The sequence below is a fragment of the Exiguobacterium sp. s142 genome (assembly GCF_018618455.1).
Classification (GTDB): Bacteria; Bacillota; Bacilli; order Exiguobacteriales; family Exiguobacteriaceae; genus Exiguobacterium; species Exiguobacterium aurantiacum_A.
On sequence record NZ_JACSMB010000005.1, the window covers coordinates 131126 to 156993 of the forward strand.

Here is a 25868-nt window from a genome sequence, read left to right on the forward strand (position 1 = left end):
GTATTGTTGAGCGTTGTGCGCCGTACGTTTGCCCACAACCCATCTGTTCCCGTTTGAGCGAACTGAAAACCTGTCAACCGTCGCGCCAGAGCGATTCGGCCTTCAAGATATGCTCGACCGCTTGCGCGCCTTCTCGTAACACGGACGTCTTCCACGTCTCGTCTTCCGGGTAGAACATGGCCATGAATTCTTTTTTGATGCCGTTCCGTGCCTCCGGGTCTTTCGTGCCTTCGAAATAGAGACGATTCTCTAAAATGATCGTCAAAAATTCACGGATCAGCGCTTTCGTCGACGTGCCGAACGTCCCGAATTCGAACAAGGCCGAGACGAGCTGCTTGTCCGGATGCTGCGTGTCGCGGACGTAATAGAAATGGTTCGTCGAGTCGCCGAGCACGTCATCCGGATTGTACGTCTTGATGTTCTTCAACCCGTATGTCTGTTTTAACTGCTCGGCGCTGCGTCCGTCCCGCTCGCTGACGAGCATCGTCACTTCGTTCGTCGGCCCGAGCGCGGTGTGCCAGTCCATATGGACGACCCGGTCGTAACGGTCGAGAAGATCGTGCTGGATCTCTTTCATGAAGACAGCGGACGGTTCGTCGGCGTCTCCGCCATAATAGACGCCTTTCGGGAATTGGTACTGGCCCATCCCTTTCGCCTCGGTCATCGCGTCGAACCCGTCGAGCTTGATGCCAGAGCCGAGGAACGAATAAATGTGTTCGCGCGCCTCGTGATAGTCGTCGATGACACCGTCCGGGACGAACAAGTGGCGCATCACCTCGTACTCTTTATTGACATTTCGCGGCACCGATTCCCGGTCGACGACGTAGTTTCGGTTCAAATCGACGTTATGTTCGTTGACGCGCCGGAAATGTTTCATCCCCCATGGGTTGACCGCATGGATGAAGCAGACGCCTGTCACGTCATGGCGAACGTTGCCGAGCTGTGTCTCGATAAATTGCTGCGTCACGGCCGCACCGGCGTAGCCTTCGATCCCATGCTCGCCGATCGTCATGAGCAGCATCGCCTCACGTGACCCGGCCGGTTCGCCGATGATCACGTCGATCGTATCTTCCCCGATCGAATGCGACATCGTCCGCGCGCTCGGGTAGTATTGTTTGACGGTGTCGAGCAAATCGAGAAACCTCTCGCGCGACTCGTCGTAAGATGATGAAAAATAAGTACTCATATGATTCCCTCCATTCATGTCTTCTGTACCCCTTTCCCATTTCGAGGCAAGCTAAAAACGCCTCCCGAGGAAGGCGTTTCGATTAATGGGCTCCGGCTTTTGTGCCGCGGTCTTGCCGGCGGAACGCAAACAAGTAGACGAGCGGGGCGAGCAAGACGGCACCGAACAGCCAATACGCACCAGGGCTTGCGAACAACGGTTCGAACGCGCGGAAGAACAAGGCGACAAGTGAAAACCCGACGACGAGCTCGGCTGTCCAAATGACGGCGCGTCGGACGGCAAGGGTAATCGTGTTCGTTTTTTGGAAGAGTGCTGCGATAAACGCGATCAAAAAAGCCGGGAAGCTACTGAACCAGAGCATCCGATTCAACGTCGATTCGGCAAAATAGGTGTTGCCGAGCGACACGGTGATCGCGTAATGGGCGATTAACACAAGCAAGACGACGATCCACCCGACAAGTACATCTCGTTCCCATTTTTTCATCCTTCTCCCTCCATTCTTTAGAAAAAGAGCTACACTTGTATTTACCCGTTTCTCGTGCTGTTCGGTCATACGACACAACAAAAAACGCATCCCATCAGGAACGCGTCTTCGTTCACTTATCGAACAGATGGCTCGCCCAGTCACGGGCCCGCTCGAGCTCTCCCTCTTTGAGCGGTCCTTCTTTGTCGAGGACGAGGAATGATTCTTGAAGCACCGGCTCTGCTCCTTTTTCCGTAAGCGCCCGTTCAATCCGGGTCGCGGCGTGGCCGAACCACTTGACGATCTTTCCGACGAAAAAGCCTTGGTCTTCTTCGGCCATGCTCGTATCGAACGCTGCGGCCCGCACTCCGCGGAGCGCATGATCCGACAGTCCGTCGAGAAACGTCTTCACGTCCTCGGTTTCGCGTCCGCCGTGTGTCGGTGATCCGACGACGAGCAAATCGAGGTTGGCGAGATCCCCGTAGCCGATATGACTGATGTGAACCGCCTCGACTTGATGAAGCTCGCCGAATCCGTCTTTGATGGCGTGGGCGACTTTTTCTGTGCATCCGTACATCGAGTCAAAAGTGATGAGGATTTTCATGACGTATCCCTCCATTAAGCGAAAGCTCTCTCGGTCTACATGGGACTATTCCCTTAATGGTGGACCGCTCATCATGTATCCATTCTTTTTTCTATAATCCGATTCGAAATCTGTCCTCAAAGTCATATAAGTTCATCAACGTTTCCTCAGCCTAGTGCCCAAAAATACGGCGATCCCCAAGCCGATGGCGGCATAGGCGATTGCGTCTACATGATTTCGGCTGTCAAACGGCGCCTCATGGACGAATTCGGCCCGCTTCCACTCCGTCTCATCCTCAACCGCGAGCACGTCTTCGACCGACTCCCCTTCCACTTGACGATATTCTGTGCCGATCGGATACATGTTCGAGGCGTCCCCATAATAGTCGCCGGTCATATCGTCAGCCAACGTCTCGACCTCGCCGACGACGTCGCCAAGATCAGCCTCCAAGACCATAATGTCCGTCACTTCATACACCCGTCCGTCCAAGACGACGAACGCATACGCCCAGGACAAGGCATGGACCGCCGTCGAGACGGACAGCAGCAACACCACCATCCAGACGACTCGTTTCATTCGATCGCCCAGACGAACGTCGCCGTATCGCTCAAATCGATATCGTCCGGCTGAAGCTCTGGCATCGACGCCTGCGAATGGAACACCTCTTCATGGAATACCAAATTCGTTGGCGAGTAAAGATGGAGCTCGGCCCACGTATAGTCAATCCGTTTCAATTCCCCAAGCTTCGCACCGGCCGCTTTCGTCAACAGTCCTGCCCGATGCAACGCACTCTCCGCCGCGCTGGCGAGGAGTGCATCGCTAACCACATCTGAATCTTTAATTGTGAACTTGATGGACAGTTTCGGATCTGCCATTGAATTTGTGACGCTTTGGATGACGTCAGACAAGCGTTTCGTGTCGAGGTCAAACTCAAGTTTTGTTCGTTGCTCACACACATAGCCACGGAAACGAGATTTATAATTTCCGTCCTCGTCACGGTAACTTTCATAGTCTGTATCGATCGAGAAGTCCGTCGTCTTTAGAGCGGTCTTATCGAAGCCGGCCTGTCCAAGCGCCTTTTGCAGACGCGCCACGGCCGTCGCCGCCTCGTTCATCGTCTCCTCGTAACGCACGGCCTTCGAGGTCAACTCCATTTTCGCGACAATCAAGTCTGGCTTGGCCGATACTTTTCCCGTTCCTTTGACTGTGATGGTGCGTTCCATGTTTCATTCTCCCCTTTCTCTCTATCCTAAGTCGCTTAATTGTGCAATTGCCATTGCGTCATCGTCCGAAACGGAACGAAGCCGATGCTGTAATAAAACATCTGGTCTGAAGCGACAATCGCCTGTTCTGCCCCTAGTTTCCCGCTCCGTATGATTGCCTCATAGACGACCGACTTTCCGAAGCCTTTCCCCCGGTACGTCGGGTCTGTCACGACCGGTTCGACGTAACTATAGCGGTCACCCGGGCGATACCAGACACCACAATGTGCCACATACTTCCCCTCAGGTGAGGCAATGGCAACGATCAGTTCGGGTAGAATCGCAGGACTCGACAACATTTTTTTCCGTCCGGCGATGGTCGCGGCATCATCCGGCGCATTCCCGTCATGGTCAAAGCCACGCCACATCACTTGGTTGTATTGTCGCCAATCCCATTCATCCGCGAGAGATACGTAGGAGAACCCGTGCGGCAACGACTCCTTACTTATCCGGGAAACATGGATTTTCGCGAACCGCTCGATGTGTCTCGTCGGTCGAAATCCTGTCTCTAAGGTGGCAAGCTGCAGACACTCATCCTCATCCGGTAACAATAGTCGCAAATCACCGTGATTATGCAACCGCTCGACCGCATAGGCAACGAGTTCAGGCTTCAATGCGTCGTACCCTTCCTCTGCGACCAAAATCGCTTCCCCTAAATTGAGCTCATACGTCGCCAGGGCGACAAGGCGCCCCTCATCTTCCCACATGCCAATCCGATGCACATGTTCTTGATCACGAAGCGCATGGTTCACCGCCCAGTCCCACGCCCCCCATAAAAGACGTGGTGCCTGCAGCTCCGTCGCATTGATTCTGATGAGAAAGTCTCTTACTTTTACAGCATCCTCCGACACATAAGGCTCATGTGAATACGGTCGAAATGAGATCACTGTGCCATCCTCCTCTATAAAGCTTTCACTGAACAGCATCCAGTCCCTGCCAATACGTGATGTTGCTACAATTCGCCAGAGACTTCGAAACCTCCTTCACGGTGGCATCACACTAGCCGCCCACTTGACGTCGGTCAGTTCGTACAAGCAATGAAAAGAGTGAGCAACCGAATAATCGTGTCCCCATTCCCGCTCCAACCATTCTCTTGTTATGTAGCAGTTTTTTTCAAGAGGAGACAAAAAACCGAACATGATACCACGTCCGGAAAATCTACAAGCATTTTACGAAAATGTCACGATTTCACGCCATGGAGACACTCTGGCCGCTCAAACCCGGCATCACCTAAAAATCGCAACTCATCAATCGTCAACTCGTCGAGCGTGATCGAACGAACGCTCGGCTCACTCTGTTCATCGACCCAGACTTTCCAAATCTCGACTTCGGCCCCCGTCAAAGACGGATAAGCGTCTCGATTGAAGACGAGACCTTGTTCCGTGTTCAAGAACATGTATCGCTCACCATCCGGAAAACCCTAATCACTCACATCCGTCAATTGAAGCGTGGCCCCATTTTGTGCCCAGATGTGTGACGCGTCGTACCGAATTGGCATGAAAATCCCTTCCATACCGAGCCGAAGCTCGGAGACGACGTCCGCATCCGACTGAAACACCTCCAATCCAACGCCCGCGGCGGTAAGTACTTGGATTGCACTTCCCGGCTCGATGTCTCCCCGATAGACGTCCATCACGTCAATCGTCACGAGCGACCGGTATTCCTCTTGTCTGCCGAAGTCGAGCTCGAGGTGAGCGATTTGTTTCACGACATTTCGGATTAAAGCCGGCTCCCACTGTGTAAAGAGCTGCTCTTCTGTCATCGAGACGAGATTCGGCTGCGCGTCGTGAACACGAATGTCCGATTGACCGACGTACGCGACCGACATGTTCGATGAGTTCTCAGACAGCGGGATCGTCTTTCTCCATCCGTCCCATGTGAAGACGAGCAGCATGAGGGCAGCGGCCATCACAAAACCACCCGTCCATTTCCAACGCCGCCGCTTCCTCCTTCCAACCTCCATCGATTCCTCGACGAAGCGGTCATCAACTTTCCCGATTAAACGCGTGAGTCGATCTCCGTTCATAGCGCCAGCCCTTCCGTTGCCAACTTGTCCCTCAGCTCGTTTCGTGTCCTCATGAGAACCATCTTCACTTTGCTGTCGCGCTTTCGCAATTTCTTTGATTGATTGAAATTGAAAATAACGGTCCATGAAGATCTGTCTCGTCTCGCGCGGCAATTGTTCCAAAAAATCGTTTAACAAGTCGACCACTGCGTATCATCGGTCATCGACATTGTAGGAGATTGTGTGGAAATACGCCCCATATTTCTCCGTCGTCGCCGCAATCGTCCGCTCGTAACGGGCAAAATATAAATCGATGATTGCTTGATCGTCCACATAAACCCCTCCTTTTCACCTTCACTTCTATAGACCGAAAAAAAGGATCTATGTCATTTAAAAACGTAATCTCCATTTTAAAGAGTTATTAATCTCGAGGTTATAATTGTTGAATAGCGTCAAAAAAAATCTTTATTTCCTCTCGACACCTCTATTATTAAGTTCAATATAAATTTATAATTTAGAAACAACCTTAATTATTAATTTTTACCATTAAAAATAATTATTTTGAAATGGAGGTCATATTATTGTCAAATTTTTATGGAAGAAATGAAGAGATTGCTGCCTTTACTGACTTATTTGATAGGGTGAAAAATAATAACCCACACTTTTTAACTTTATTTGGTGATACAGGGCTTGGGAAAACAAGACTTATTCAAGAGTTTTATCATCATTTGAACAAAATCGATGATGATAATGAATATTGGCCAAATCATTTACGTGATACAGAAAACACCATGTCTCTTGTACCAGATTTTACAGAACTATATTCATCTCGGAGTAATTTAATGCCTTGGATGTGGGTTGCTCTTAGATGTCCAAACGAAAATGAACGCAACAGTACCTCAAATAGTGGTGAGGCATTGAATCAAGCACGGAATCAAATTAGATTGCATTTACATGGATTGTTTGAAGCTAAGAAAAGAACTGCTTCGAATATTGAGTTAGCTAAAAGTGCGCTAAGCATGATATCTTCTTATGCATTTCCCGGTGGAGGACCTTTAATAGTCCAGACCGTTGGGGAAATTTTTGGACAGGCTAATCAAAGTGTAGACACTTTTGATGCCATTAAGAATCTATTTAATAGTTGGAATATGAAAAAACGTGACCCAGATTATGTAAATGTTCTAGCCCAACAAAACTACACTTCTTTAGTGGAACAATCTTTAGAGGCTTTTGAATCAATTTTTAATTCTCATGACAAGCGCTTGCCGACAATTCCACTTGTATTAATTGTTGATGATGCCCAATGGATGGATCCACTGACGTATGAATTTATTAATCAGTTATTCGAAAATGCCATAATTAATAGTTGGCCGCTTTTTATAATAGTCACATGTTGGGAATCTTCATTCAAATTACAAAACGAGGCCTTTAATTCTAGAAATGGTTTGGACGAAAGAAAATTAGCTAAACTATTAAACAAATATTCGTCTGTCATTCAAAACGAGAATACCTCAGTGATAAACCTTTTACCACTTGAAGAGTCGCATTTGTTTAATATTATTGATTCAAAATTGCCGACTTTGACGTTAGAAATGAAGAAAGAACTAGTTGACCATTGTAGTGGTGATATAGAATTATTAATTGATCATTTATCAACATTAAAATCAAGGCCTGGTTTTTTTACACCTTCTGGTGAATTATTTTCACCCTCTACTCCCCTTAATTTGAAGTCGAGTAATAAAAAAGAAATTGCGAGAAAAAATATTGAGGATTTGGGGATAGAACTTTCAATTTTAATAATGGTTGGTAGCGCACAAGGTATGCAATTTTCTAAATCTTTTATTGAGCAATGTGAAGATTTACTTAAAGACAACAGCTTTACATTTGTTAATTTTAATAGGTCTGAGGATCCTTACAATTTAACTCAGTTATCGCCACATCTCTTATTTGACCAAGTCGCTAAATTTAAACGCAGATTGTATTACGAAATAGCTAGAGATTGGCTAGAAGACTTCCCTTTAAAACAGAAAATAATAAATATTTTAAAACAATTTTACAAAGAAACTATAGTCTCCCCGGAATTTATAAAGTTCGAACAAAATGACAGGGTATGGGTAATCGAAGAGTACCTTTCTCTTGCAATGAAAGATTCAGAACTTAGTGTATTAGACGTAAAGGAGCTCGCTCAACTATCAATACAATTACTGGAGCATTATTTAGTATTAGGGGATTTTGATCGATGTTACAAAATTGGTGAAGACATTATAAAATACCATAAGAAATTGAGCGGTGAAGAGTTCAATCAAATTTTGAGTGGATTAGTAGAGGCTTCGTACGGTGAAGGTGATATTAGCAAAGAAGAACAATATATAAATGATTGGAAAAAGCATAAATCCTCGGAATACGCGAATTACCCATACTATTATTATTATCAATCCAAGTACCAATTAAGAACGAATAATGCAAAGAAGGCTCTAGAGTCGGCTCAAAAAGCAACCTCACTCTGCTCTCAAACTGATATAGAGTTTAGATTTAATATTCGACTCCAAGAAGTAGTATCTAATTTTTATTCTGGTGATTCAATAAACGGTCTTAAACTTATTAGCGAGATTGAAAATGAGTATTCAAATTTACTAAAAACTAATGAGCACCTTAATATAAGACTTAATCACACCTTATACCTCTTGTTCCATAATTTAGATATGAATATTCAGTCTATCGAGAGATGCCTTTTTTCGAAAGAAGGTTATCTGAAAATTAATGATTACTATAACTATTTAATAAGTTGTGTTAACCTTTCAGATTCTTATCTAGCGAGTGGTTCATACGATAGTGCTTATGCAGAAATAAAACTTGCATACGATTTATCAAAACAATCAAGTTGGAAACATGCTCAAAACATAGCAGCTATCTGCTACGGAAACGTACTGTTACAATCAGGGAGATTATCCGAAGCTTTAAATTATTATGAAGAAGGTATCTTTTTGTCTGAAGAAATACAACATTATTGGGATATGTTGTATGGGCAAATATGGCGCGCTTTGGCTCTTTCAGAATTTGGCGACACAAGCTCATTCGCAAAACTATTGTCTTATATAGAAGAGAGTCGCACTAGAGGTTATGATTATTTGGTCTCCTTAGGATCTTGTTTTGCCCTTCAGTGTGCAGCAAACTTAGGTGCCAGACTAACAATTTCTTCAACACAAATAAAGGACCTCGCATCGAACATTACCGCCTCGGAACCTGGTTTAAAGGTTTCTTCTCTAGCTTCAGTCAGTGTGATAGAGCCAAAATTAATAAATGATACAGAAATCAATGAATTCTTGAACTATATTCAAGAATGTGAAGGTTTACATGGAAATCCTATCTATGTAGAATCTTTCTTCAAAATATTTATCGAACGTAACCCTAAGTATCTTTCACAAACCAAGCAGGTTCAATTGTGGATTCAAAAATATGTAGAACCTATTAAGACATACACAGAGAAGAAGCAAATTGAATTTAAACAAGACTTTTCACCTATTCCTAAACTCAGTTTTCACTGTTCATCTTGTGAAGCCTTTTGCTGTTATGACGGTGTCTATGTTTCTCATGAAGAAGAAGAAAACATAAAAGAGTTCGTAGAAGGCCACAAAGAAAAATTTCATCAATTGCCGAAAGAGCTTATAGTGGATGGTAATTGGAATTCGGTTATGGAAGGTAGAAAAACAGCTACCACATCTCACAGTTATGAACGGAATGACTATCCCGTTCACTTTGAGGCAACTAGATGCATCTTTGTAGCAAAAAATAATGAATGTTCTTTGCAGAGAGTGGCTACTGATTTAGGTTATCATCCCTGGAAAATTAAGCCCAAAGCCTGTTGGATGTTTCCGCTCAATTATAGTGATGATAATAAAATACTTCCTCCACCAACCACAAAGGAAAAAGATGAATTAAATTTAGGTGATCATTATCCGGGCTATATATCTCATCTACCCTGTGGGAAAGAAAATTCAGAAGGAATCGAATGGTATACTCTTTTGAAACAAGAGATTTTATTTGAGAGATCATCAAGTGAATTAAAAAAAGACAATTAAAATTCAATTTTGTGGTGTACCCATATACGCGAAGATGTTTAAGTCACTAAGAACACATTAAATGGGCATCTACCTTGACGATACGCCTGTTGAAAGCTTCTTCATTGTACTCAATTGTGAGTTATTGCACGCCCTGACTTGAGTCACTTCAAACATGAGCTACTATGTTGAGCTTACTACTACAATGGCAAGTAGACAGTGGAGATAATAAAAATTGTCTAGACGGCTTCAGCCTCGAACTTTGAGGAACTGAGGTCGTTTGGTCGTTCTCGGAATCGGCGGGATGGCATGCCACGCTTTCATATACGTATCATTAACGCACTCGTCCGCTTCTTCCCGACTGTGCAGGATATTGTAGGAGATCGTGTGGCAATACGCCCCGTATTTCTCCGCCGTCTCCACAATCGCCTGCTCGGAACGGGCAAAATATAAATCGATGATCGCTTGATCGTCTACATGAACCCCTCCTTTTCACCTTCACTCGTACAGACCGAAAACAAGATGCATCGGTCACAATTTCTGCAACAGTTTTTTACAGCGGCTCTTCACGGTCGGACTCCCCGTCTCGAGTTTTGCTTTGAGCAGGGTGATTACGGCGTCACGGAATCGTGGATGCACGGCGCTCAAGTCGAAGATTGCTTGAAGCGCGTTGACGATGACGGTATTGCTCGTTTCAATGTCAATCCAACCGGTGAGCACACGGAAGATATCGGCTGCCTCTTCCTCCATCCACGTCAGCCGTGGCATCAACTAGGTTAAGTACACCTCACTTCTTGTTCGGTGGCGAGATACAGTTTCTGGAACAAGGTCGCTTGGTGCGGTCGAAGCAACTCTGGATGACGGCGTGTCACTTTCTCCATCGTATCTGTGCTCCGCATCCGGACGACAGGACGTTCATCGATCAAACCGATCATCAATTCATTGAATCGCTCCGGATCATCCCCAACGAGTCGACGACCGCTTCAACTTGGCCAAGCGAGCGCAAATCCTCGCCATACCATAATTCTCGATTGTCCATTCCCCCACCCCTTCCTCTATCTCATTTCACAAAAAAAGGAACCCAGTAGACACCGAATCCCTTTCTTTCGATTTCACTTTTTTGATGATGAACTTCTAAGGCATTGCGGGTCGATCATCAATTGTTCTCTTGTCTCAAGCGGTCGATAATGTTATCCGACTTCACTTTCGAAATCGCATACACCATCGAAGAACCGATGATGAGGAAAATCACGGCCGTGACAAACAAGATGTCACTCCAAGGCAACGTGAACGGTACTTCGAACGTATTGATCTGGGCTCGGTAGATGAAGTACATGATGAGAATACTGATTGGAAGTCCATACGCTAGTGCTTTCAATCCGTAAAAGATGCTTTCATAGTACACCATCTTGTTAAATCCTTTTGGTGTCATCCCGACCGATCGCAACATCGCAAATTCGCGACGCCGTAACGAGACGCTCGTCGAGATCGTGTTGAAAATATTCGCCACCGAGATGAGCGAGATCAACACGATGAACCCATAGATGAAAATCGACATCAACAACAACATCTGCTCTTGTTGTTCGCGTCGTTCCGACACGTTAGTCACATAGATATCCATGTTTTGTTCCGCTTCAATCACCTCTTGCGTCGCGTCAGGATTTGTCGTATTCAATGCGATGAAAGAACTTTGTAAGTTAAGCGCTTCACTAATATCGCCTTCTTCGAACGTTCCTTCCCGTACAATTAAATCGAGCCAGCCGAGAGAACTCGATGTCATCCCGTTCGGAATGATGTCCGTCATGGCCGCTACTTTCACCGTATCGGACGGAATCGCATTTTCCGTCGCATTTTCTTCGTATAAATCAATTGTGTCACCGATTTCGGCTTCAATCGTTTTCGTCATAACAAATTTTTTCTTATCTGCATCTTGATACGAGACTTCATCAATCAACACAGCGCCAGGAACCTCTCCATCGCTAACGTCACTAGAAGATGCCCCAATCTGTTTCAAGTACGCATCGAAACTTTTGTTATCGAGTTGATAGAGTGACACATAGTAACCATATTTCCCATCAACGACTGAAGCTGCCAAATCTTCTCGTTCCATAATCGTTTGTGGCAGTCGATTTACTTCGACGAACGCTCGGACCGTGGCATTTTCTAAATAGGTACCGCTCGTCACATCTTCAATCGCCTCGTAGCGACGCAAGTCTTCTTGATCGAGATCTATACCTGACACGAGAATATCGTACGTATAGTCTCCTTGCGACATTTCAAAAGACTGTTCAAGTTGGGTCGTAAAGTAACTGACGACTAAAAAGAGAATGATACTGATGACAAGTGAGAAGACGGTCGCCAAATAGCGCTTCCGGTTCCGTTTCGTATTTTTCAAACCGATTTCCGCTTCCAATCCAAAGGTTCGACGGACAAGTTTAGACGTCTTCACGTTTTTGTGTGTCAACCGAACGTCTTGTGTCTGACGAATCGCGTCGATTGCTGAAATTTTTGAGGCGCGACGTGCCGGTAGGTAACACGAAATGAAAATCGTCAAACTCGAGATGAGAATCGTCAACAGTAGCGTGAGCGGCGTGACAACGACTTTGAACTTCTCAGTCACGTTGAGCGCCTCTCCGACGAAGGAGTCAATAAATAGGAACGTGAATCCGATTCCCGTGATCCCCGCAACGATACCAATCGGGATACTGATCCCGCCGATAATCAACCCTTCAAAGAAGACCGAGTTCCGCTTTTGTCGTTTCGTCGCCCCGACACTCGCGAGCATACCAAGGTAACGTGAGCGTTCAGATACGCTGATGGCGAAAGCGTTGTAGATGAGCGAAATCGAACCAATGACGATGACCGCCATGATGATGCTGGCGAAGCCATATAGCGTTTTGCGTAGCCCGCCATCGTCCGTCACCCCGTAATAGCGAAGAAGCGATGAGTTATAGGCGACTCCCTCAATCCCTTGTTCTTTCATCAACTGATCCGTTTCTTCATAAATCGAGTTGCTGACATCGTTCAAAGCGACGAACGTATCGACAGTCGCCCCGTTCAAGTCCTTGTCGTCAACGTATCCGACGACCGTATAGCCTGGGGACCAAGTCGGCTCCCATGCCGGGCGAGCCATCGTACCGACGACGGTCAACGTCACCGTGTCCTCTACTTTCAATTGCTCAAGGACATCTTCCCCTTCACGCATCAAGCCATCGTTTTGCGTCAACACGCGACCTGATTCGTCCATGCGCGCGCCGACATCGAGCGTCACCTGATCACCGATGTTGTACGTGACTTGCGCATTTTGACGGATTGCCTCGGAAATGACGACTTCTCCTTCTTGTGTCGGCAAGCGTCCCTCGGTCAGGTCGATCGGGAAGTTCTTGAGCCCCGACGTGTTGTAGTTCCGAATGTACACATACGGTTTATACACATTTTGTGAACCTTCTAGTTCCGCATAGCCATCACTTGATAGAATGACGTCTTTTGTCGCCGCGTCGTCACGAATTGCCTCGACTTGCTGTTCATTTGTATTCATATATTGGACGTGCCATTCTCCGTTGTCCGCGATATCTTGACGAATCATCAAGTCAAGGAAAGAAGAACCGAGTGTCGTCACAGCCGTGATCATCGCCACCGAGATGATGACACCGATAATCGTGACGAGCGAGCGCCGCTTGTTCTCGCGCAAATGCCGAATCGTCATTTTTTGGATGATGTTCATGAGCGGACGACCTCGTTCTTCGCAATCTTCCCATCCTCAATCGAGATGATTCGATCGGCCTGTAAGGCGATCCGTTCGTCATGGGTGATGATGATGAGCGTCTGATTGAACTTCTTGTTGAAAAGTTTCAACAGACTCATAATCTCTTCACTATTTTGACTATCCAAGTTCCCCGTCGGCTCATCGGCCAAGATGATAGCCGGATTACTGATGAGCGCTCGTCCAATCGAGACACGTTGTTGTTGCCCGCCGGACAGTTGATTCGGTAAATGCGTTAACCGGTTCGACAGTCCAAGGATCCCGATGATACGCTCTAAATGGGCAGGGTCAACTTTTTGTTCATCCAACAACATCGGAAGCGTGATGTTCTCTTCCACCGTCAAAATCGGAATCAAGTTATAAAATTGATAAATCAACCCGATTTGGCGACGGCGGAAGATGGCGAGTTGTGTCTCGTCTAACTTGTAAATATCCGTGTCATCGATGAGCACGTTCCCGCTCGTCGGCACATCGACACCGCCAAGCAAGTGTAACAACGTCGACTTCCCTGAGCCCGACGGTCCGACGATACAGACGAACTCGCCTTTTTTCACCGTGAACGAGACGTCATCGAGCGCCCGCACTTCCATCTCGTCTTTCCCGTACACTTTTGATAAGTTTTTCACTTCTAAAATATTCATAGTTGCACCCTCCAGTACTTAATCTACTTTGAGTGTACCGAGCGAGTGTGACGCGTCCGTGACTCGAAAGTGACAGTTTAGTCACTTACCACGTCAGACGACCGCTTTGTAGAATCGAATCTGAAACGCGGTCCCGACTCCGAGTTCACTGCGGACAGACAATTCACCTTGCTGGCTCGTGATGATACTGTGTGCCATCGCGAGCCCGATGCCGACGCTGTCGTCGCTCGCATTCGCCCCTTTATAGAAGCGCTGGAAAATATACGGGACGTCTTGTTTAGCAATCCCGCTCCCTGTGTCGCGGATAAGGATTTCCGTGTACAGTGTATTTTCACCGAAATCGATGAACAGGTCACCGTGTTCCGGTGTATGTTCGACGCAATTCTTCAAGATGTTGATGAGCGCCTCGGTCGTCCATTTCACGTCCCCTTCGAATGTGACGCCGCGGTCTCCCGTAACGTGAAGTTGTTGCATTTTGATATCGATCGGGACGAGCAGCGGTTCTGTCGCGGCTTGAATCAATGCTTGGGCAGACACCGGTTCGCGTTTAAAATGAATCGTCCCGGCATCGATTTTGGACAACTTAAGGAGAGACGATACGAGCCACTCCATCCGCTCGAGTTGGACTTGCACGTTATGAATAAATTCGTTGCGTTTTTCGTCAGACAAACGCGGGTCACTGAGCAAATCTGCCATGACGGTCATCGAGGTGAGCGGCGTCTTCAGCTGGTGTGAAATGTCGGAGATCGCATCCGTCAGCTTCTGCTTGTCTTCCTCGAGATGAGTCCCTTGCTCGGATAGCATTTTCGTGACTTTATAGATTTGACTCTTCAACAAGCTAAGTTCGCCTTCACGGTTATCACGGACGTCGAGTTTGTAGTTGCCGTTGCTGATCTCTTGAAGGTAACTCGAGAGTTGGTCGATTTCCCGATAGCGCCACGCCGTGAAGCGATATGTCACCGCAATGAATGCAATCGATAAGACAGCGACGAGGAGGGTTGCCTCAAACGAGATGAACAGCGCCGCACCAACAGCTAAGCTGACTAACACAAAAAGACTCAGCAAATAAATACGGATTTCTCGATTCCGTAGCATATCAAGTTTCCACCTTATAGCCGATGCCACGCACGGTCTTGATCAAGGTCGGGCGTTGCGGGTCGTCCTCTAGCTTCTCGCGCAACCGTTTGATGTAGACAGTCAACGTATTGTCATTGACGAAATCTCCGCCCATGTCCCACATCTGGTCGAGCAGTTGAGCACGCGTCAGCACTTGTCCCGTATGTCTCCCGAAGATGAGCAGTAAACGATACTCGAGCGCCGTCAACAAGATGTCTTCCCCACCCTTTTTGACTTTAGCGTCTTGCGTGTTGATTTCGATTGACCCGATTGTCAAGATGGGCGAACCACCTTGTTTATTGTAGCGGCGCAATACCGAATGGATTCGGGAGATGAGCTCTCGGACCCGGAACGGTTTCGTGATGTAGTCGTCCGCTCCCATATCGAGCCCCATGACGACGTTCACTTCATCATCGAACGCCGTCAAAAAGATGACCGGCGTATCTTGTTTTTGTTTCACGAGCCGGCACAAGTCGTAGCCGCTCCCGTCCGGCAACGACAAATCGAACAAGCAAAGGTCGATTGTATGTAGCTGTTGCTCGAGGATTCGTGTTGCATCTGTCACGTTATGGCAAAGCACCGTCGTGAATTGTTCTTGTTCGAGCGAATATTGAAGACCGGAGGCAATCGTCCGGTCGTCTTCTACGATTAGAATGTGCATGGTATTCCCTCCTGACTGTTCTCCTCATAATATAGCAGTCTTTTTTCAAAGGAGGAGACAAAACAAAAAACCGAACGAAAAATCTCGTCCGGTCAGATTATGCTTTTGTCACCCGAAGACATTCCGGTCGCTCGAATCCGATGTCACCTAAAAACCGCAACGTATCAATCGTCAACTCGTCGCGCGTGATTGTCTTGACGCTTGGTTCCGTCTGTTCATCGACCCATACTTTCCAAATCTCGACTTCGTCCGCCGTCTTCAGGTGGTCGGTGATGTAGTCAACGAGTTGCTGGGCTCTCGTTTCGGTGTAGCGCCAACGCAATTCAGCGACGTGCGGTTTTTTCGAGTACGCCTCGACGTTTTCCTCTGCATAATAAAGTTCTCGTTTGACCTCAATCTCGTCGAGTTGCTCTTCTGACTCGACGTGCATCAAAATCTTTTCGTCACGATCGAGTTCTTCATCATCCGTGAGCATTTCAGGCAACACGACACCTTTTTTAATGGCTTCATTGATTGATAAGTATTCAATGTATGGATTTTCGACTTCTTGTAACGGTTGATTACTCGCTATAAATTGAAATTCACTCATGTTGAACCCTCCTAATTATGTGAAAGTACCACTTATCGTTTCATTGCGCTAATGGATATAACAAGTCCAATCAAATATCCAACTATCGAGCCGACAACAATCCCGTATGCAACCGTAAAACCGAATAATAGAGAGATGAGCATCCCGGCAGCCGTTCCGAAAATAAGGCCAAGTCCGACCGCTGATTCACGCCATTCGTTCATTTTCACCTTCCCCTTCCTTCAATTTACTTCATACGAATCAACCTGATCAAACGTTTCATTTCCTACATTCCATTTCCTTTTGCTGTTTTGCATACAAGAAAGGGACCCAGCATACACTGAATCCCTTCAAAAATCATTCTACTGTCGACGCCGCCTCGGCGAGCGCCGCTTCTTCTTTGTGATAGTTTTCGACGAACGCATCGAGCAACGCTCGCACTTCATCCGTCGATTTCGTATCCATCAACTTCACACGGAGGTCGCTCGCCCCGCGGAAACCTTTCACGTAAATCTTGAAGAACCGGTGCAAGTTCGAGATCGAACGCGGCACGTCTTCTTGGAACTTGTCTTGCAGGTCGAGCTGGAGACGAAGCAGATCGAGGTGCTCTTCCATCGAGTGCTCACGCGGCTCCTTCTCGAACGCGAACGGATTTTTGAAGATTCCGCGGCCAATCATGACGCCGTCGACGCCATACTTCTCGACGAGCTCGAGTCCCATCTGGCGGTCGAGAATATCGCCGTTGATCGTGATGAGCGTATCCGGTGCAATCTCATCACGCAATTTCATGATATCCGGAATCATCTCCCAGTGCGCGTCGACTTTACTCATCTCGGAGCGCGTGCGCAAGTGGATCGACAAGTTGGCGATGTCTTGCTTCAAGATGTGCGTCAACCAGTCGCGCCACTCATCGAGCTTCGAAAAGCCAAGACGCGTCTTGACGCTGACCGGGATGCCTCCGGCTTTCGCCGCTTGGATGAGTTCGGCCGCGACGTCGGGACGCAAGATGAGGCCGCTCCCTTTTCCACGCTTGGCGACGTTCGGCACCGGGCAACCCATGTTGATGTCGATGCCCTTATAACCCATCTCGGCCATACCGATACTCATCTGGCGGAAGTAGTCCGGGTTATCGCCCCAAATGTGGGCGACCATCGGCTGTTCGTCCTCGGTGAACGTCAAGCGTCCGCGCAGGCTGCCTTTCCCTTCCGGATGGCAGTAGCTGTCCGAGTTGGCGAATTCGGTGAAGAAAACGTCCGGTCGGCCGGCGTGGGCGACGACGTGACGGAAGACGACGTCAGTCACGTCTTCCATCGGGGCAAGTATAAAGAATGGACGCGGTAGGTCGCGCCAGAAGTTTTCGTTCATATAGAATCATTCCCTTTCGTTTCTGGTCCAATAAAATCACTTTATCCATTCTATTATGGACGGGGGAATGTATCAACTGACAATACTTTCGAAATTCTTAACGCTCCTCATTCTCAATAATTTTGAAGAAGTGCGTGAACCCGTCGTGCAGCAAGTACTCCAATACACGATTCATATGTTCCGGCTCGACAACATTTGTCTGCAGCAACGTTTGGAGCACCATCCCATCGATCGCTGCCATCGTCCACGCGGCGACCGCTCGCGTCGAAGGACCTCGCTCGACACCGTACGCTCGTACGAAGATGGCTTCCACCCGGTCGATCCAATCCTCGTACTTTTCTCGAAACTTGTTCTGTAACTCCTCGTTCCCGAGCATCGCTTCATGGGCCAAGTAAAACTGCAGTCGACTCTCCGCATCTTTTTTTAAGCGGTCTTGCATCCCGTCGAAAATCTCTTGAATAATGTCACGGGCTTCTTTCTTGTCTTCGATCGACACGGTCGCGATTCGGCGAATCTCGCCCAATCCCTCGTCCATCACATCATAAAGAATGGCCTCTTTGGAATTGTAATAGTGATAGATGGCGCCCGTGCTAAGCCCCGCCTTCTTCGCGATGCCACGAAGCGTCGTGCCTTGGATCCCGTTCTCGATGATCGTCGCTCGCGCCGCCTCTACTATCTTTTGTTTCCCTTCGTTCATCATATGCTCCGACGCTCCTCACGTAATAATGGCTAATTATATCATAATGATTTGACGGTTCTATGACACATACCTGTGACGTCCTAAACTCCATTGACAACGATTTCAATAATTTGTTACACTTTTCACATAAACATAACGAACGTTCGGTATGTTTATTGACATCATATTTTTCATTGTTGTTTCGTTACCAATACTTTAGAAATGAAAGGGGCGTTATTTATGTTCTTCTTTGAATCCATTCCTTGGTACAATGTCGCCATGTGGTTCGTCGTATTCGGCTTGTTGATCGGATTAAATGAAATCGTCCGGTCCAGCAAAAAAGCCAGCATTCTCATGTTCATGGCGGTTCCGATCGTGTTGACCCCGATTTGGTTCTTCACCGCCGACCCTGAAATCACATCATGGTTTCACTGGGTGAAAGTGTATTCCGCTCTCGCCGGAAGCTTGATTTACATGGTCATCCGCTTCACCGATTATCACAAAAAACATCCATGGTACTTGATACTCGTGCCGGGTATCTTGGCCCTCAATATCGCCGAGGCCGTCGTTCGAGAATTCCAAGTCGGCATTCTGGGATTTGAAGGCATGGTCGACGGGATGAATTACATCTCGGGTGGTTGGAACTACGTGAACGCCGTTGCCGGGATCCTGAACTTGCTACTCATCTGCGGCTGGGTCGGCATCTTCGCGACATCCGGTAAGAAAAAAGACATGCTCTGGCCAGACCAGACGAAGCTATGGATTGTTGCTTACGGCATCTGGAATATCGCCTACGTCTATTCATGTGCACCGGGTAACGCGTTCTATTCAGGGTTCGCCTTGAACATCGCCGCGACGGTTCCTGTCCTGCTCTGGGCGAAAGGGACGTGGATGCAAAACCGTGCCCAGACACTCACGTTTTGGATGATGTGGGTCATGACGTTCCCTTACTTCTTCGCCGTCGGCAGCACGTTCAACGTGAGCGTGTCGTATAATCCGGCAGCGAACTGGACGATCGCGCTGCTCAGCCTTGCGCTGAACGTCGTCCTCGCCGTCTGGCAAGTGACGCGCATCGTCAAATACAAACTCAATCCGTTGAAAGACGAGTTGTGGAAAGATACGAACGAATACAAAGAAATCAACGCGTTGCGTGAAGATGCAGTTCCTGAACGGGAAACCGCGATCGGTAAAGCGTTGTAAGCAAAAGACGGGCTACGAGGCCCGTCTTTTGCTACGTAAATTTAGATAGCTCTGAGAGCAGCTCAAAATAAGTTGCTCTTCAAAAAATTTTTTACGTGTATGATATAATTGTAAATAAGTTGATCAAAGTGAAAAGGGTGATAAAAGTGGATAAGAACTCATATATCGAACGTCAAAGGCAAGTAAAATTTGCAGTTGGTATGGCTGCAATCGACGGGGGAAAACCAAGTCCCTTCACACAGAAATTGCTGAATCGATATGAAAACGGTGAGATCACTTCAGCCCAATTTAAGCAAGCCATTATGGAGCAGTATACGAAAGCACATCAATCCTAATGGATCCTTATGTTTACCCACATACAAATGTACTCATTAATAAACTTGGGATAACTGACGAACAACAACTGATTAATGTTGAAGCACAACTCATCATTGCAAACATATTAGAGATCGAGTCACTCATTTCGGAAGTGGATTTCGATAGTTATCATTCTCTGCAACAAATCCATCGACATCTATTCAACGAACTATATGAATGGGCCGGCGAATTTCGCTCAATCAATATCTATAAAAATGAGCGAATTTTGGGTGGCTTATCTGTGGTTTACAGTGATTCTTTGCAGATTCAAACGAACTTAGCATCTATCTTTGATTGGAAACAAGAAATCACATGGACCCATAAAAATATACGACTGCCCGTCTATTTCGCTAAGCTAATGACAGATTTGTGGCGGGTTCATCCTTTTCGTGAAGGAAATACCCGTACCGTTTCTGTTTTCATGAAACTTTTCGCTCAACATCATAATTTGCCTTTTAATGCAGAACTGCTTTCTAATAACGCCGGTTACCTTAGAAATGCACTCGTCATGGCCGCTATCAATGATGCGCCAGATCCGACCTATTTACACAAAATCATAAATGATGCTTTATCTATCGACGTCTCTACTAGCTTGTCAGATAGTGACGCTTCTTCTGAAAAATATCGCACAATTGGTTCGTATAACGTTTCTAGTTATGAAGAAAAGCCATTCTCTACAGACCATCATGAATCATAATTCAAAAAACAGACAACCTTAGAGAAACCGCTCACCGGCCTCTCTAAGGTTGTGTATTTTTAAATATAATTAAACGACGACCTAAATTTTGAATGCATGATCATTATTGGGGATTCAACTCTCCCGTACCAAAAGTTGCATCGAACGCCCGGCACCAGATCACGACCGTTGTATATTGCGTGAGCTCGACGTCTTCAGGGACTAAATAGTTTTGGTTCCCAGTATTTCCTTTTAACGAACCTAGGCTGATCCCTTCTGTCGTCTCCATCCCCGGCTGAATCAAATAGACGAACAAGTCGGGACCATTTGTCGTTTGGAAATCTTCGAAACGCAGGTACACGCCATCTTCTGCACGAATCGTTTGAATGTTGCCTGACGTCTCATAATTTTTTTCACCATCCATGAACACCCCTGCCAAGTCGGTAAACTCCGTAGCGGCTCCATCATCCTCAGAAGCCGGAGGTTCCGTCGCCTCCTCAGCTTCTCCTTCTTCTACAGTTGTATCAAGTGAAGTCGGTGGAAGTCCTTCATCAACCGTCTCTTCCAAGAACAGCGGAGAAATGAGCCACCAACCAATCAAAAGTACAGCTACTCCTACTATACCTAGGATCACTTTTGTCACGGTTCGCATCATCTTCGCTCCATTTCATGAGAAAATCTCTAACCCTTCACCATCCTATGATGGCTGCGAGCACTCAGTACAAATAACCCAACAGATCCAATCGACCATCCGTCCACGCCTTCGTACCTACGGGGCGAATCATCAATTCATCAAACGATTCTTCCCCAATCCCGCGTATCATCTGCCGTTCATCGTCTATTTGGAGCCACGAACAAGCGTTGTCAACATGGCTGAATCCCGCTCGTAAATAAAGATCGGGTCGGTCCGCAAACAATAAGAGAAAATCGACCTGTTTCGTCTCTCCTATACTAATAACCTCGTTCAATAACGCTTCACCAATCCCGTTACCACGCACATCTTCCTGTACACATAAATCAATCACACCAAGAACTTGAATCGGATGCCCGTTCAAATTCATCACCCGATAGTCTAACCCGACATGACCCACAACCTGACCTCGGTCTCCAAAAACAAGGAGACGAAGATGAGGTAATTGCTTGAAATATCGGCGTTTTGGATAGAGGGGTTCAAATGACGCCACTAACAAATCACTTAACTCATTGTTCAATTTCTCGTCAATGTCTAATTCCATATACCGCTGAATTTCCATTCGCACTTTCCTCCCCAACGTGATACTAAAAAACCTCCGATTTTAACAAATCGAAGGTCATTTTTTTCAGTTTATTCTATTTTTTCAAGCCACGCCACCGTCTCGACATGCGCCGTATGCGGGAACATGTCGACTGGTGTCACTTCGACTAATTCGTAGCCGCGGTCGGCGAGGTAACGCATATCGCGCGCCTGCGTCGCGACGTTACACGATACGTAGACAATCCGTTTCGGCGCCATCTCGACCATCGTCTCGAGGAACGACTCGGCACAGCCTTTACGCGGTGGGTCGACGACGATGACGTCAGGATCGATGCCGTCTTGCTTCCACTTCGGAAGGACATCTTCGGCCGCTCCACAGGCGTACGTCACGTTATCGATCTCGTTGACGAGCGCGTTCTGTTTCGCGTCCTCGATCGCTTCCGGCACGACTTCGACTCCGTACACGTGCGCCGCTTTCCGGGCGAGGAACAGGCTGATCGTCCCGATGCCACAATAAGCGTCGACGACTTGTTCCGTGCCGGTCAACTGCGCATATTCGAGCGCCTTGCCGTACAGCTTCTCCGTCTGGACAGGGTTGACTTGGAAGAACGAGTGCGGTGAGATCGTGAACGTCAGTCCACCGATCTTATCCTCAATCGTCTCGTGGCCATAGAGCAGCTTGTTCGTCGCTCCCAAGATGACGTTCGTCTTGTCTGGGTTGACGTTTTGCATGATCGACGTCACGTCAGGCAGACGTTTCAAGATGTCGGCGACGATCTCGTTCACGCCTTTGATTTTCGTCGTCTTCGTGATGAGGACGATCATCAGTTCACCGGAGTGATAGCCGTAACGGGCCATGACGTGGCGGATGACGCCGCGTCCTGTCTTCTCGTCATACGCCGGCACACCGTGCGCCGCGAGCACGTCGCGGACGACTTGGACAGCCTCATCGTTCCGTTCGTCTTGGATGAGACATTCCTTCATCTCGACGATGTCGTGCGAGCGTGGGCGGTAGAACCCGGCGACGAGACGATCTCCTTCTTGCTTGAACGGCACTTGCGCCTTGTTGCGGTAACGCCATGGTTCTGGCATCCCGATCGTCTCGTGGACCGGGACGTCGAACTGGCCGAGCCGCTGGAGCGCCTCGACGACGCGGTCCCGTTTTTGGCGGAGCTGGCCGTCATAGCTGAAGTGTTGGAGCTGGCAGCCCCCACACTGATAAAAGATCGGGCACGGCGGTTCGACCCGGTCCGTGCTCGCTTGTTTCACTTCGATCAACCGAGCGAAGCCGTACTGTTTATTTGTCTTCGTCACGATGATTTCGACCGTCTCACCCGGGAGCGCGTTCGGCACGAACAACGTATACCCGTCGACGCGTGCCACGCCTGCCCCTTCGTGTGTGAGGTCATGGATGTGGACGTCGAGACGGTCGTTTTTAGTTACTGGTAGCATGAGTCTCTCCTTTCCCGATTCGAGAAGTACGTATTGGTTCATTACCCGTTCAGAGGCCAACGAAAAGCTCGGCGTGAGCGCCACGCCGAGCCGACTTATTCTGCTTTCTCATTCGACACGTTGAACAATTGCTTGATCATCTGTTCGCGTTCGTACTGAGCGTTCAACTCTTCCATCTCGCGGATGCGCGCGTTCGGTGCGAGCACCGTCAAGTGACGGAACAAGTTCCGCATCTCACCTGTGCATTCGCCGCCGTACTCGCCGTCGATGTTGAGGCTCATCCGCTCCGTCGTCGTCTTCATCTTGACGTGGCCCGTCTTGACGTGCTCGACGAGCGGGCTCGACAAGTGCTCACCCCGGAGCAACAAGCGAACGACGTGGATGAACTCGAACAAGTTACATTTCCGTAAGATGAACAAGTCGAACAAGCCGTCATTGAGTGACGCGTGCGGTGAGATCTTCTCAAAGCCGCCGACCGAGTTCGAGTTCGACGTGAGGAAGATCATCACTTCTCCGCTGAACGTCCCTTCGTCATGCTCGAGCTCGATATACGTCGGCTTGATGAGCGGTAGCTTCTCCATCCCTTTGACGTAATAGGCGAGCTGTCCGAGCGCCGTCTTCAACTTCGATGGCACTTCGTACGACAACTCGGTCATGATGCCGCCGCCGGCGATATTGATGAAGTAATGGATATCTCCCGCCTCGCCTTCGATCTCCCCGAGGTCGACCGGCATCTCGAAGCCGTCACAGATGACGTCGAGGGCACCGACGACGTTTAAAGGAATCCGCATCGCCCGAGCGAAATCGTTCGTCGTTCCGACCGGAATGAGTCCGATCGTCGGACGTTCATCGAGTGGAGCGAGTCCCGAGATGACCTCGTTCAACGTCCCGTCCCCGCCGGCCGCGACGATCAAGTCGAACTCGGCCGCCGCGGCCCGCTCGGCTTCGAGTGTCGCGTCACCGATCGCTTTCGTCGCGTACGTCGACGTCTCATAACCCGCATCCTCGAGGCGGTTCAAGATATACGGGAGCTCCCGTTTGATCACTTCTTTTCCAGATGTCGGGTTATAGATGACCCGTGCGCGTTTTCGTTGCATATCGTTTCTCTCCCCTATGCTCATTTCGAGCGAAAAGCGAGACACAAGTGCCTCGCTGCTGCTTAACGTTTCGCGATCTCTTCGTGGAACAAGCCATCGAGGAGCGCCGGGTTCGCCATCCCTTTCGTCTGCTTCATGATCTGCCCGATGATGAAGCCTTTGGCACGGTCTTTCCCGTTCTTAAAGTCTTCGATCATCTGCGGATGCGCTTCGAACAAGTCGAGGATGTAGCCGCGTAGCAAGTTCTCGTCCGAGATTTGGGCGAGACCGTTCGCTTCGACGTACGCCTTCGGTTCGGCGCCTTCCTCGATCATGGCCGTGAACACGCGTTTCGCGATCTTCGAAGAAATTGTACCTTCTCCAATCAAACGAATCAACTCCGCGAGCGAGCTCGGCGTCAATTTCATCGTCTCGACCGTCTCGTTCGACTTGTTCAAGTGGCCGAGCACTTCGCCCATGAGCCAGTTCGCGGCAGCTTTCGGTTCGGCACCGGCCGCTGTCGTCGCTTCAAAGAAGTCCGAGAACTCGCGCGTCGACGTGAGCGCCTTGGCGTCATAAGCCGACAGGCCATAGTTGTTCATGTAACGCTCGCGGCGTTCGACCGGAAGTTCAGGCAGCGTCTTGCGAATGCGCTCTTTCCACTCCTCGTCGATCTCGAGACGGACGAGGTCCGGCTCTGGGAAGTAGCGGTAATCGGCCGCCCCTTCCTTGACGCGCATGAGGATCGTCTTCTTCGCCGCCTCATCGAAACGGAGCGTCTCTTGACGCATGACGCCGCCCGTGATGAGGAGTTTACGATGACGCTCTTCCTCATAATCGAGCGCCTTCAAGACGTTCGAGAACGAGTTCAAGTTTTTGAGCTCCGTCTTCGTGCCGAACGGCTCTTGGCCGAACGGACGGACCGAGATGTTACAGTCGCAACGGAGCGATCCTTCTTCCATCTTGACGTCCGAGACGCCCGCGAACGAGAGCACTTCTTTCAAGCGTTCGAGGTAAGCGACCGCGTCTTTCGGTGACCGCATGTCGGCCTCACTGACGATCTCGATGAGTGGTGAGCCGGTCCGGTTGAAGTCGACGACCGAATGTTTCTCGCCCGTATGGTTCATCTTCCCAGCATCTTCCTCGAGATGGACCCGCTCGATACGGAACCGTTTCATCTCGCCGTCGACTTCGACATCGACGTGGCCGTTAAAGCCGATCGGTTGGTCGAACTGCGAGATCTGGTACGCTTTCGGCGTATCCGGATAGAAGTAGTTCTTGCGGTCGAACTTCGTATCGGTCGCGATTTCACAGTTGAGTGCCATCGCGGCCTTGATGGCGAGGTTGACCGCCTCTTCGTTCAATTTAGGCAGAACGCCCGGGTGTCCGAGACAGATCGGACACGTTTGCGTATTCGTTTCGGCACCGTACGTGCGCGAGCAGCCACACCAAATCTTCGACTTCGTGCTCAGCTCGGCGTGCACCTCGATCCCGATGATCGTTTCAAAGTTCATCGTTGTCCT

General features: G+C 48.4%; 27 protein-coding genes. 4 read left to right on the top strand and 23 right to left on the bottom strand.

The genetic code is table 11. The features are described 5' to 3' along the window. Nucleotides 1-73 precede the first annotated feature (73 nt). The 8 genes from KNP77_RS06800 to KNP77_RS06835 all read right to left on the bottom strand — a co-directional run bounded on the left by KNP77_RS06800 (nt 74) and on the right by KNP77_RS06835 (nt 5682). The gene (locus KNP77_RS06800) at nt 74-1186 is read right to left on the bottom strand and encodes a M14 family metallopeptidase (RefSeq protein WP_214889467.1); all 1113 of its coding nucleotides are present in this window, start codon (nt 1184-1186) and stop codon (nt 74-76) included. A gap of 82 nt (nt 1187-1268) precedes the next feature. Beyond that, on the bottom strand, nt 1269-1670 hold the full coding sequence (locus tag KNP77_RS06805) for a hypothetical protein (protein ID WP_070328613.1): 402 nt from the start codon (nt 1668-1670) through the stop codon (nt 1269-1271). 112 nt (nt 1671-1782) lie between these two features. Beyond that, entirely contained in the window at nt 1783-2253 is a 471-nt protein-coding gene (locus tag KNP77_RS06810) for a flavodoxin family protein (RefSeq protein ID WP_070328611.1), read from the bottom strand. Nucleotides 2254-2388: 135 nt separating this feature from the next. After that, complete coding sequence (locus tag KNP77_RS06815) at nt 2389-2808, bottom strand: hypothetical protein (protein WP_214889469.1); 420 nt, start codon at nt 2806-2808, stop codon at nt 2389-2391. Continuing rightward, nucleotides 2805-3455 (bottom strand): SIMPL domain-containing protein, encoded by a 651-nt coding sequence (locus KNP77_RS06820; RefSeq protein ID WP_214889480.1) that lies wholly within the window; start codon nt 3453-3455, stop codon nt 2805-2807. Before KNP77_RS06820 ends, KNP77_RS06815 begins: the two co-directional genes overlap by 4 nt. 35 nt (nt 3456-3490) lie before the next feature. Beyond that, nucleotides 3491-4381 (bottom strand): GNAT family N-acetyltransferase, encoded by an 891-nt coding sequence (locus tag KNP77_RS16135; protein ID WP_214889482.1) that lies wholly within the window; start codon nt 4379-4381, stop codon nt 3491-3493. Between the two features lie 293 nt (nt 4382-4674). Then, nucleotides 4675-4890: a hypothetical protein gene (locus KNP77_RS06830; protein ID WP_214889485.1), complete on the bottom strand. Its 216-nt coding sequence runs from the start codon at nt 4888-4890 to the stop codon at nt 4675-4677. Nucleotides 4891-4914: 24 nt separating this feature from the next. Next, entirely contained in the window at nt 4915-5682 is a 768-nt protein-coding gene (locus tag KNP77_RS06835; protein WP_214889488.1) for a hypothetical protein, read from the bottom strand. A 398-nt stretch (nt 5683-6080) separates the two neighbouring features. On the opposite strand from KNP77_RS06835, the gene KNP77_RS06840 reads away from it, so the two are divergent. Then, complete coding sequence (locus KNP77_RS06840) at nt 6081-9578, top strand: tetratricopeptide repeat protein (RefSeq protein ID WP_214889491.1); 3498 nt, start codon at nt 6081-6083, stop codon at nt 9576-9578. A 510-nt stretch (nt 9579-10088) separates the two neighbouring features. Here the strand turns inward: KNP77_RS06840 and KNP77_RS06845 are convergent. From KNP77_RS06845 to KNP77_RS06890, 10 genes are all read right to left on the bottom strand, one after another. After that, nucleotides 10089-10325, bottom strand: coding sequence for a hypothetical protein (locus tag KNP77_RS06845; RefSeq protein WP_214889494.1), 237 nt, complete (start codon nt 10323-10325; stop codon nt 10089-10091). A gap of 8 nt (nt 10326-10333) precedes the next feature. Continuing rightward, on the bottom strand, nt 10334-10492 hold the full coding sequence (locus KNP77_RS06850; RefSeq protein ID WP_214889497.1) for a hypothetical protein: 159 nt from the start codon (nt 10490-10492) through the stop codon (nt 10334-10336). A 221-nt stretch (nt 10493-10713) separates the two neighbouring features. Beyond that, nucleotides 10714-13281 carry an ABC transporter permease gene (locus tag KNP77_RS06855; RefSeq protein ID WP_214889500.1) on the bottom strand — a complete coding sequence of 856 codons (2568 nt, stop codon included), beginning with the start codon at nt 13279-13281 and terminating at the stop codon, nt 10714-10716. After that, nucleotides 13278-13961 carry an ABC transporter ATP-binding protein gene (locus tag KNP77_RS06860; RefSeq protein ID WP_214889503.1) on the bottom strand — a complete coding sequence of 228 codons (684 nt, stop codon included), beginning with the start codon at nt 13959-13961 and terminating at the stop codon, nt 13278-13280. Before KNP77_RS06860 ends, KNP77_RS06855 begins: the two co-directional genes overlap by 4 nt. Nucleotides 13962-14054: 93 nt before the next feature. Next, the gene (locus KNP77_RS06865; protein ID WP_214889506.1) at nt 14055-15056 is read right to left on the bottom strand and encodes a sensor histidine kinase; all 1002 of its coding nucleotides are present in this window, start codon (nt 15054-15056) and stop codon (nt 14055-14057) included. A gap of 1 nt (nt 15057) precedes the next feature. Then, nucleotides 15058-15738 carry a response regulator transcription factor gene (locus KNP77_RS06870; protein WP_214889510.1) on the bottom strand — a complete coding sequence of 227 codons (681 nt, stop codon included), beginning with the start codon at nt 15736-15738 and terminating at the stop codon, nt 15058-15060. Between the two features lie 97 nt (nt 15739-15835). Then, complete coding sequence (locus tag KNP77_RS06875) at nt 15836-16327, bottom strand: hypothetical protein (protein WP_214889514.1); 492 nt, start codon at nt 16325-16327, stop codon at nt 15836-15838. Between the two features lie 32 nt (nt 16328-16359). Beyond that, nucleotides 16360-16530 (bottom strand): hypothetical protein, encoded by a 171-nt coding sequence (locus KNP77_RS06880; protein WP_214889516.1) that lies wholly within the window; start codon nt 16528-16530, stop codon nt 16360-16362. Between the two features lie 133 nt (nt 16531-16663). Next, nucleotides 16664-17671: a tRNA dihydrouridine synthase gene (locus KNP77_RS06885; protein ID WP_214889519.1), complete on the bottom strand. Its 1008-nt coding sequence runs from the start codon at nt 17669-17671 to the stop codon at nt 16664-16666. A gap of 97 nt (nt 17672-17768) precedes the next feature. Further along, a complete protein-coding gene (locus KNP77_RS06890; RefSeq protein WP_214889523.1) occupies nt 17769-18371 on the bottom strand; it encodes a TetR/AcrR family transcriptional regulator in 603 nt (200 codons plus the stop codon). Between the two features lie 219 nt (nt 18372-18590). Between KNP77_RS06890 and KNP77_RS06895 the strand changes: the two genes are divergently transcribed. The 3 genes from KNP77_RS06895 (at nt 18591) to KNP77_RS06905 (ending at nt 20604) form a co-directional block, all read left to right on the top strand. Next, nucleotides 18591-19550: a DUF5692 family protein gene (locus KNP77_RS06895; RefSeq protein WP_214889525.1), complete on the top strand. Its 960-nt coding sequence runs from the start codon at nt 18591-18593 to the stop codon at nt 19548-19550. A 146-nt stretch (nt 19551-19696) separates the two neighbouring features. Next, nucleotides 19697-19885, top strand: a complete 189-nt coding sequence (locus KNP77_RS16075; RefSeq protein ID WP_035386432.1) for an antitoxin VbhA family protein — start codon at nt 19697-19699, stop codon at nt 19883-19885. Continuing rightward, nucleotides 19885-20604 carry a Fic/DOC family protein gene (locus tag KNP77_RS06905; RefSeq protein ID WP_070328602.1) on the top strand — a complete coding sequence of 240 codons (720 nt, stop codon included), beginning with the start codon at nt 19885-19887 and terminating at the stop codon, nt 20602-20604. Before KNP77_RS16075 ends, KNP77_RS06905 begins: the two co-directional genes overlap by 1 nt. Nucleotides 20605-20707: 103 nt before the next feature. On the opposite strand, the gene KNP77_RS06910 is transcribed toward KNP77_RS06905, so the two are convergent. The 5 genes from KNP77_RS06910 to gatB all read right to left on the bottom strand — a co-directional run bounded on the left by KNP77_RS06910 (nt 20708) and on the right by gatB (nt 25859). Continuing rightward, on the bottom strand, nt 20708-21184 hold the full coding sequence (locus tag KNP77_RS06910) for a DM13 domain-containing protein (RefSeq protein WP_251138971.1): 477 nt from the start codon (nt 21182-21184) through the stop codon (nt 20708-20710). A 115-nt stretch (nt 21185-21299) separates the two neighbouring features. After that, on the bottom strand, nt 21300-21836 hold the full coding sequence (locus tag KNP77_RS06915) for a GNAT family N-acetyltransferase (protein ID WP_035386431.1): 537 nt from the start codon (nt 21834-21836) through the stop codon (nt 21300-21302). Nucleotides 21837-21907: 71 nt separating this feature from the next. Continuing rightward, a complete protein-coding gene (gene rlmD / locus KNP77_RS06920; RefSeq protein ID WP_214889541.1) occupies nt 21908-23269 on the bottom strand; it encodes a 23S rRNA (uracil(1939)-C(5))-methyltransferase RlmD in 1362 nt (453 codons plus the stop codon). A 95-nt stretch (nt 23270-23364) separates the two neighbouring features. Then, entirely contained in the window at nt 23365-24366 is a 1002-nt protein-coding gene (locus KNP77_RS06925; RefSeq protein WP_131464130.1) for a diacylglycerol kinase, read from the bottom strand. Between the two features lie 62 nt (nt 24367-24428). Continuing rightward, nucleotides 24429-25859, bottom strand: coding sequence for an Asp-tRNA(Asn)/Glu-tRNA(Gln) amidotransferase subunit GatB (gatB, locus tag KNP77_RS06930; protein WP_070328598.1), 1431 nt, complete (start codon nt 25857-25859; stop codon nt 24429-24431). Nucleotides 25860-25868 lie beyond the last annotated feature (9 nt).

Bases quoted from the DNA above. Each gene is read 5' to 3' on its own strand.
- rlmD (WP_214889541.1), bottom strand. From the start codon at position 23,269: ATGCTACCAGTAACTAAAAACGACCGTCTCGACGTCCACATCCATGAC.
- KNP77_RS06800 (WP_214889467.1), bottom strand. From the start codon at position 1,186: ATGAGTACTTATTTTTCATCATCTTACGACGAGTCGCGCGAGAGGTTT.
- KNP77_RS06855 (WP_214889500.1), bottom strand. From the start codon at position 13,281: ATGAACATCATCCAAAAAATGACGATTCGGCATTTGCGCGAGAACAAG.
- KNP77_RS06845 (WP_214889494.1), bottom strand. From the start codon at position 10,325: ATGCCACGGCTGACGTGGATGGAGGAAGAGGCAGCCGATATCTTCCGT.
- KNP77_RS06850 (WP_214889497.1), bottom strand. From the start codon at position 10,492: ATGATCGGTTTGATCGATGAACGTCCTGTCGTCCGGATGCGGAGCACA.
- KNP77_RS06915 (WP_035386431.1), bottom strand. From the start codon at position 21,836: ATGGAAATTCAGCGGTATATGGAATTAGACATTGACGAGAAATTGAAC.
- KNP77_RS06815 (WP_214889469.1), bottom strand. From the start codon at position 2,808: ATGAAACGAGTCGTCTGGATGGTGGTGTTGCTGCTGTCCGTCTCGACG.
- KNP77_RS06925 (WP_131464130.1), bottom strand. From the start codon at position 24,366: ATGCAACGAAAACGCGCACGGGTCATCTATAACCCGACATCTGGAAAA.
- KNP77_RS06870 (WP_214889510.1), bottom strand. From the start codon at position 15,738: ATGCACATTCTAATCGTAGAAGACGACCGGACGATTGCCTCCGGTCTT.
- gatB (WP_070328598.1), bottom strand. From the start codon at position 25,859: ATGAACTTTGAAACGATCATCGGGATCGAGGTGCACGCCGAGCTGAGC.
- KNP77_RS06810 (WP_070328611.1), bottom strand. From the start codon at position 2,253: ATGAAAATCCTCATCACTTTTGACTCGATGTACGGATGCACAGAAAAA.
- KNP77_RS06885 (WP_214889519.1), bottom strand. From the start codon at position 17,671: ATGAACGAAAACTTCTGGCGCGACCTACCGCGTCCATTCTTTATACTT.
- KNP77_RS06820 (WP_214889480.1), bottom strand. From the start codon at position 3,455: ATGGAACGCACCATCACAGTCAAAGGAACGGGAAAAGTATCGGCCAAG.
- KNP77_RS06830 (WP_214889485.1), bottom strand. From the start codon at position 4,890: ATGTTCTTGAACACGGAACAAGGTCTCGTCTTCAATCGAGACGCTTAT.
- KNP77_RS06905 (WP_070328602.1), top strand. From the start codon at position 19,885: ATGGATCCTTATGTTTACCCACATACAAATGTACTCATTAATAAACTT.
- KNP77_RS06875 (WP_214889514.1), bottom strand. From the start codon at position 16,327: ATGAGTGAATTTCAATTTATAGCGAGTAATCAACCGTTACAAGAAGTC.
- KNP77_RS06895 (WP_214889525.1), top strand. From the start codon at position 18,591: ATGTTCTTCTTTGAATCCATTCCTTGGTACAATGTCGCCATGTGGTTC.
- KNP77_RS06865 (WP_214889506.1), bottom strand. From the start codon at position 15,056: ATGCTACGGAATCGAGAAATCCGTATTTATTTGCTGAGTCTTTTTGTG.
- KNP77_RS06890 (WP_214889523.1), bottom strand. From the start codon at position 18,371: ATGATGAACGAAGGGAAACAAAAGATAGTAGAGGCGGCGCGAGCGACG.
- KNP77_RS06805 (WP_070328613.1), bottom strand. From the start codon at position 1,670: ATGAAAAAATGGGAACGAGATGTACTTGTCGGGTGGATCGTCGTCTTG.
- KNP77_RS06880 (WP_214889516.1), bottom strand. From the start codon at position 16,530: ATGAACGAATGGCGTGAATCAGCGGTCGGACTTGGCCTTATTTTCGGA.
- KNP77_RS06860 (WP_214889503.1), bottom strand. From the start codon at position 13,961: ATGAATATTTTAGAAGTGAAAAACTTATCAAAAGTGTACGGGAAAGAC.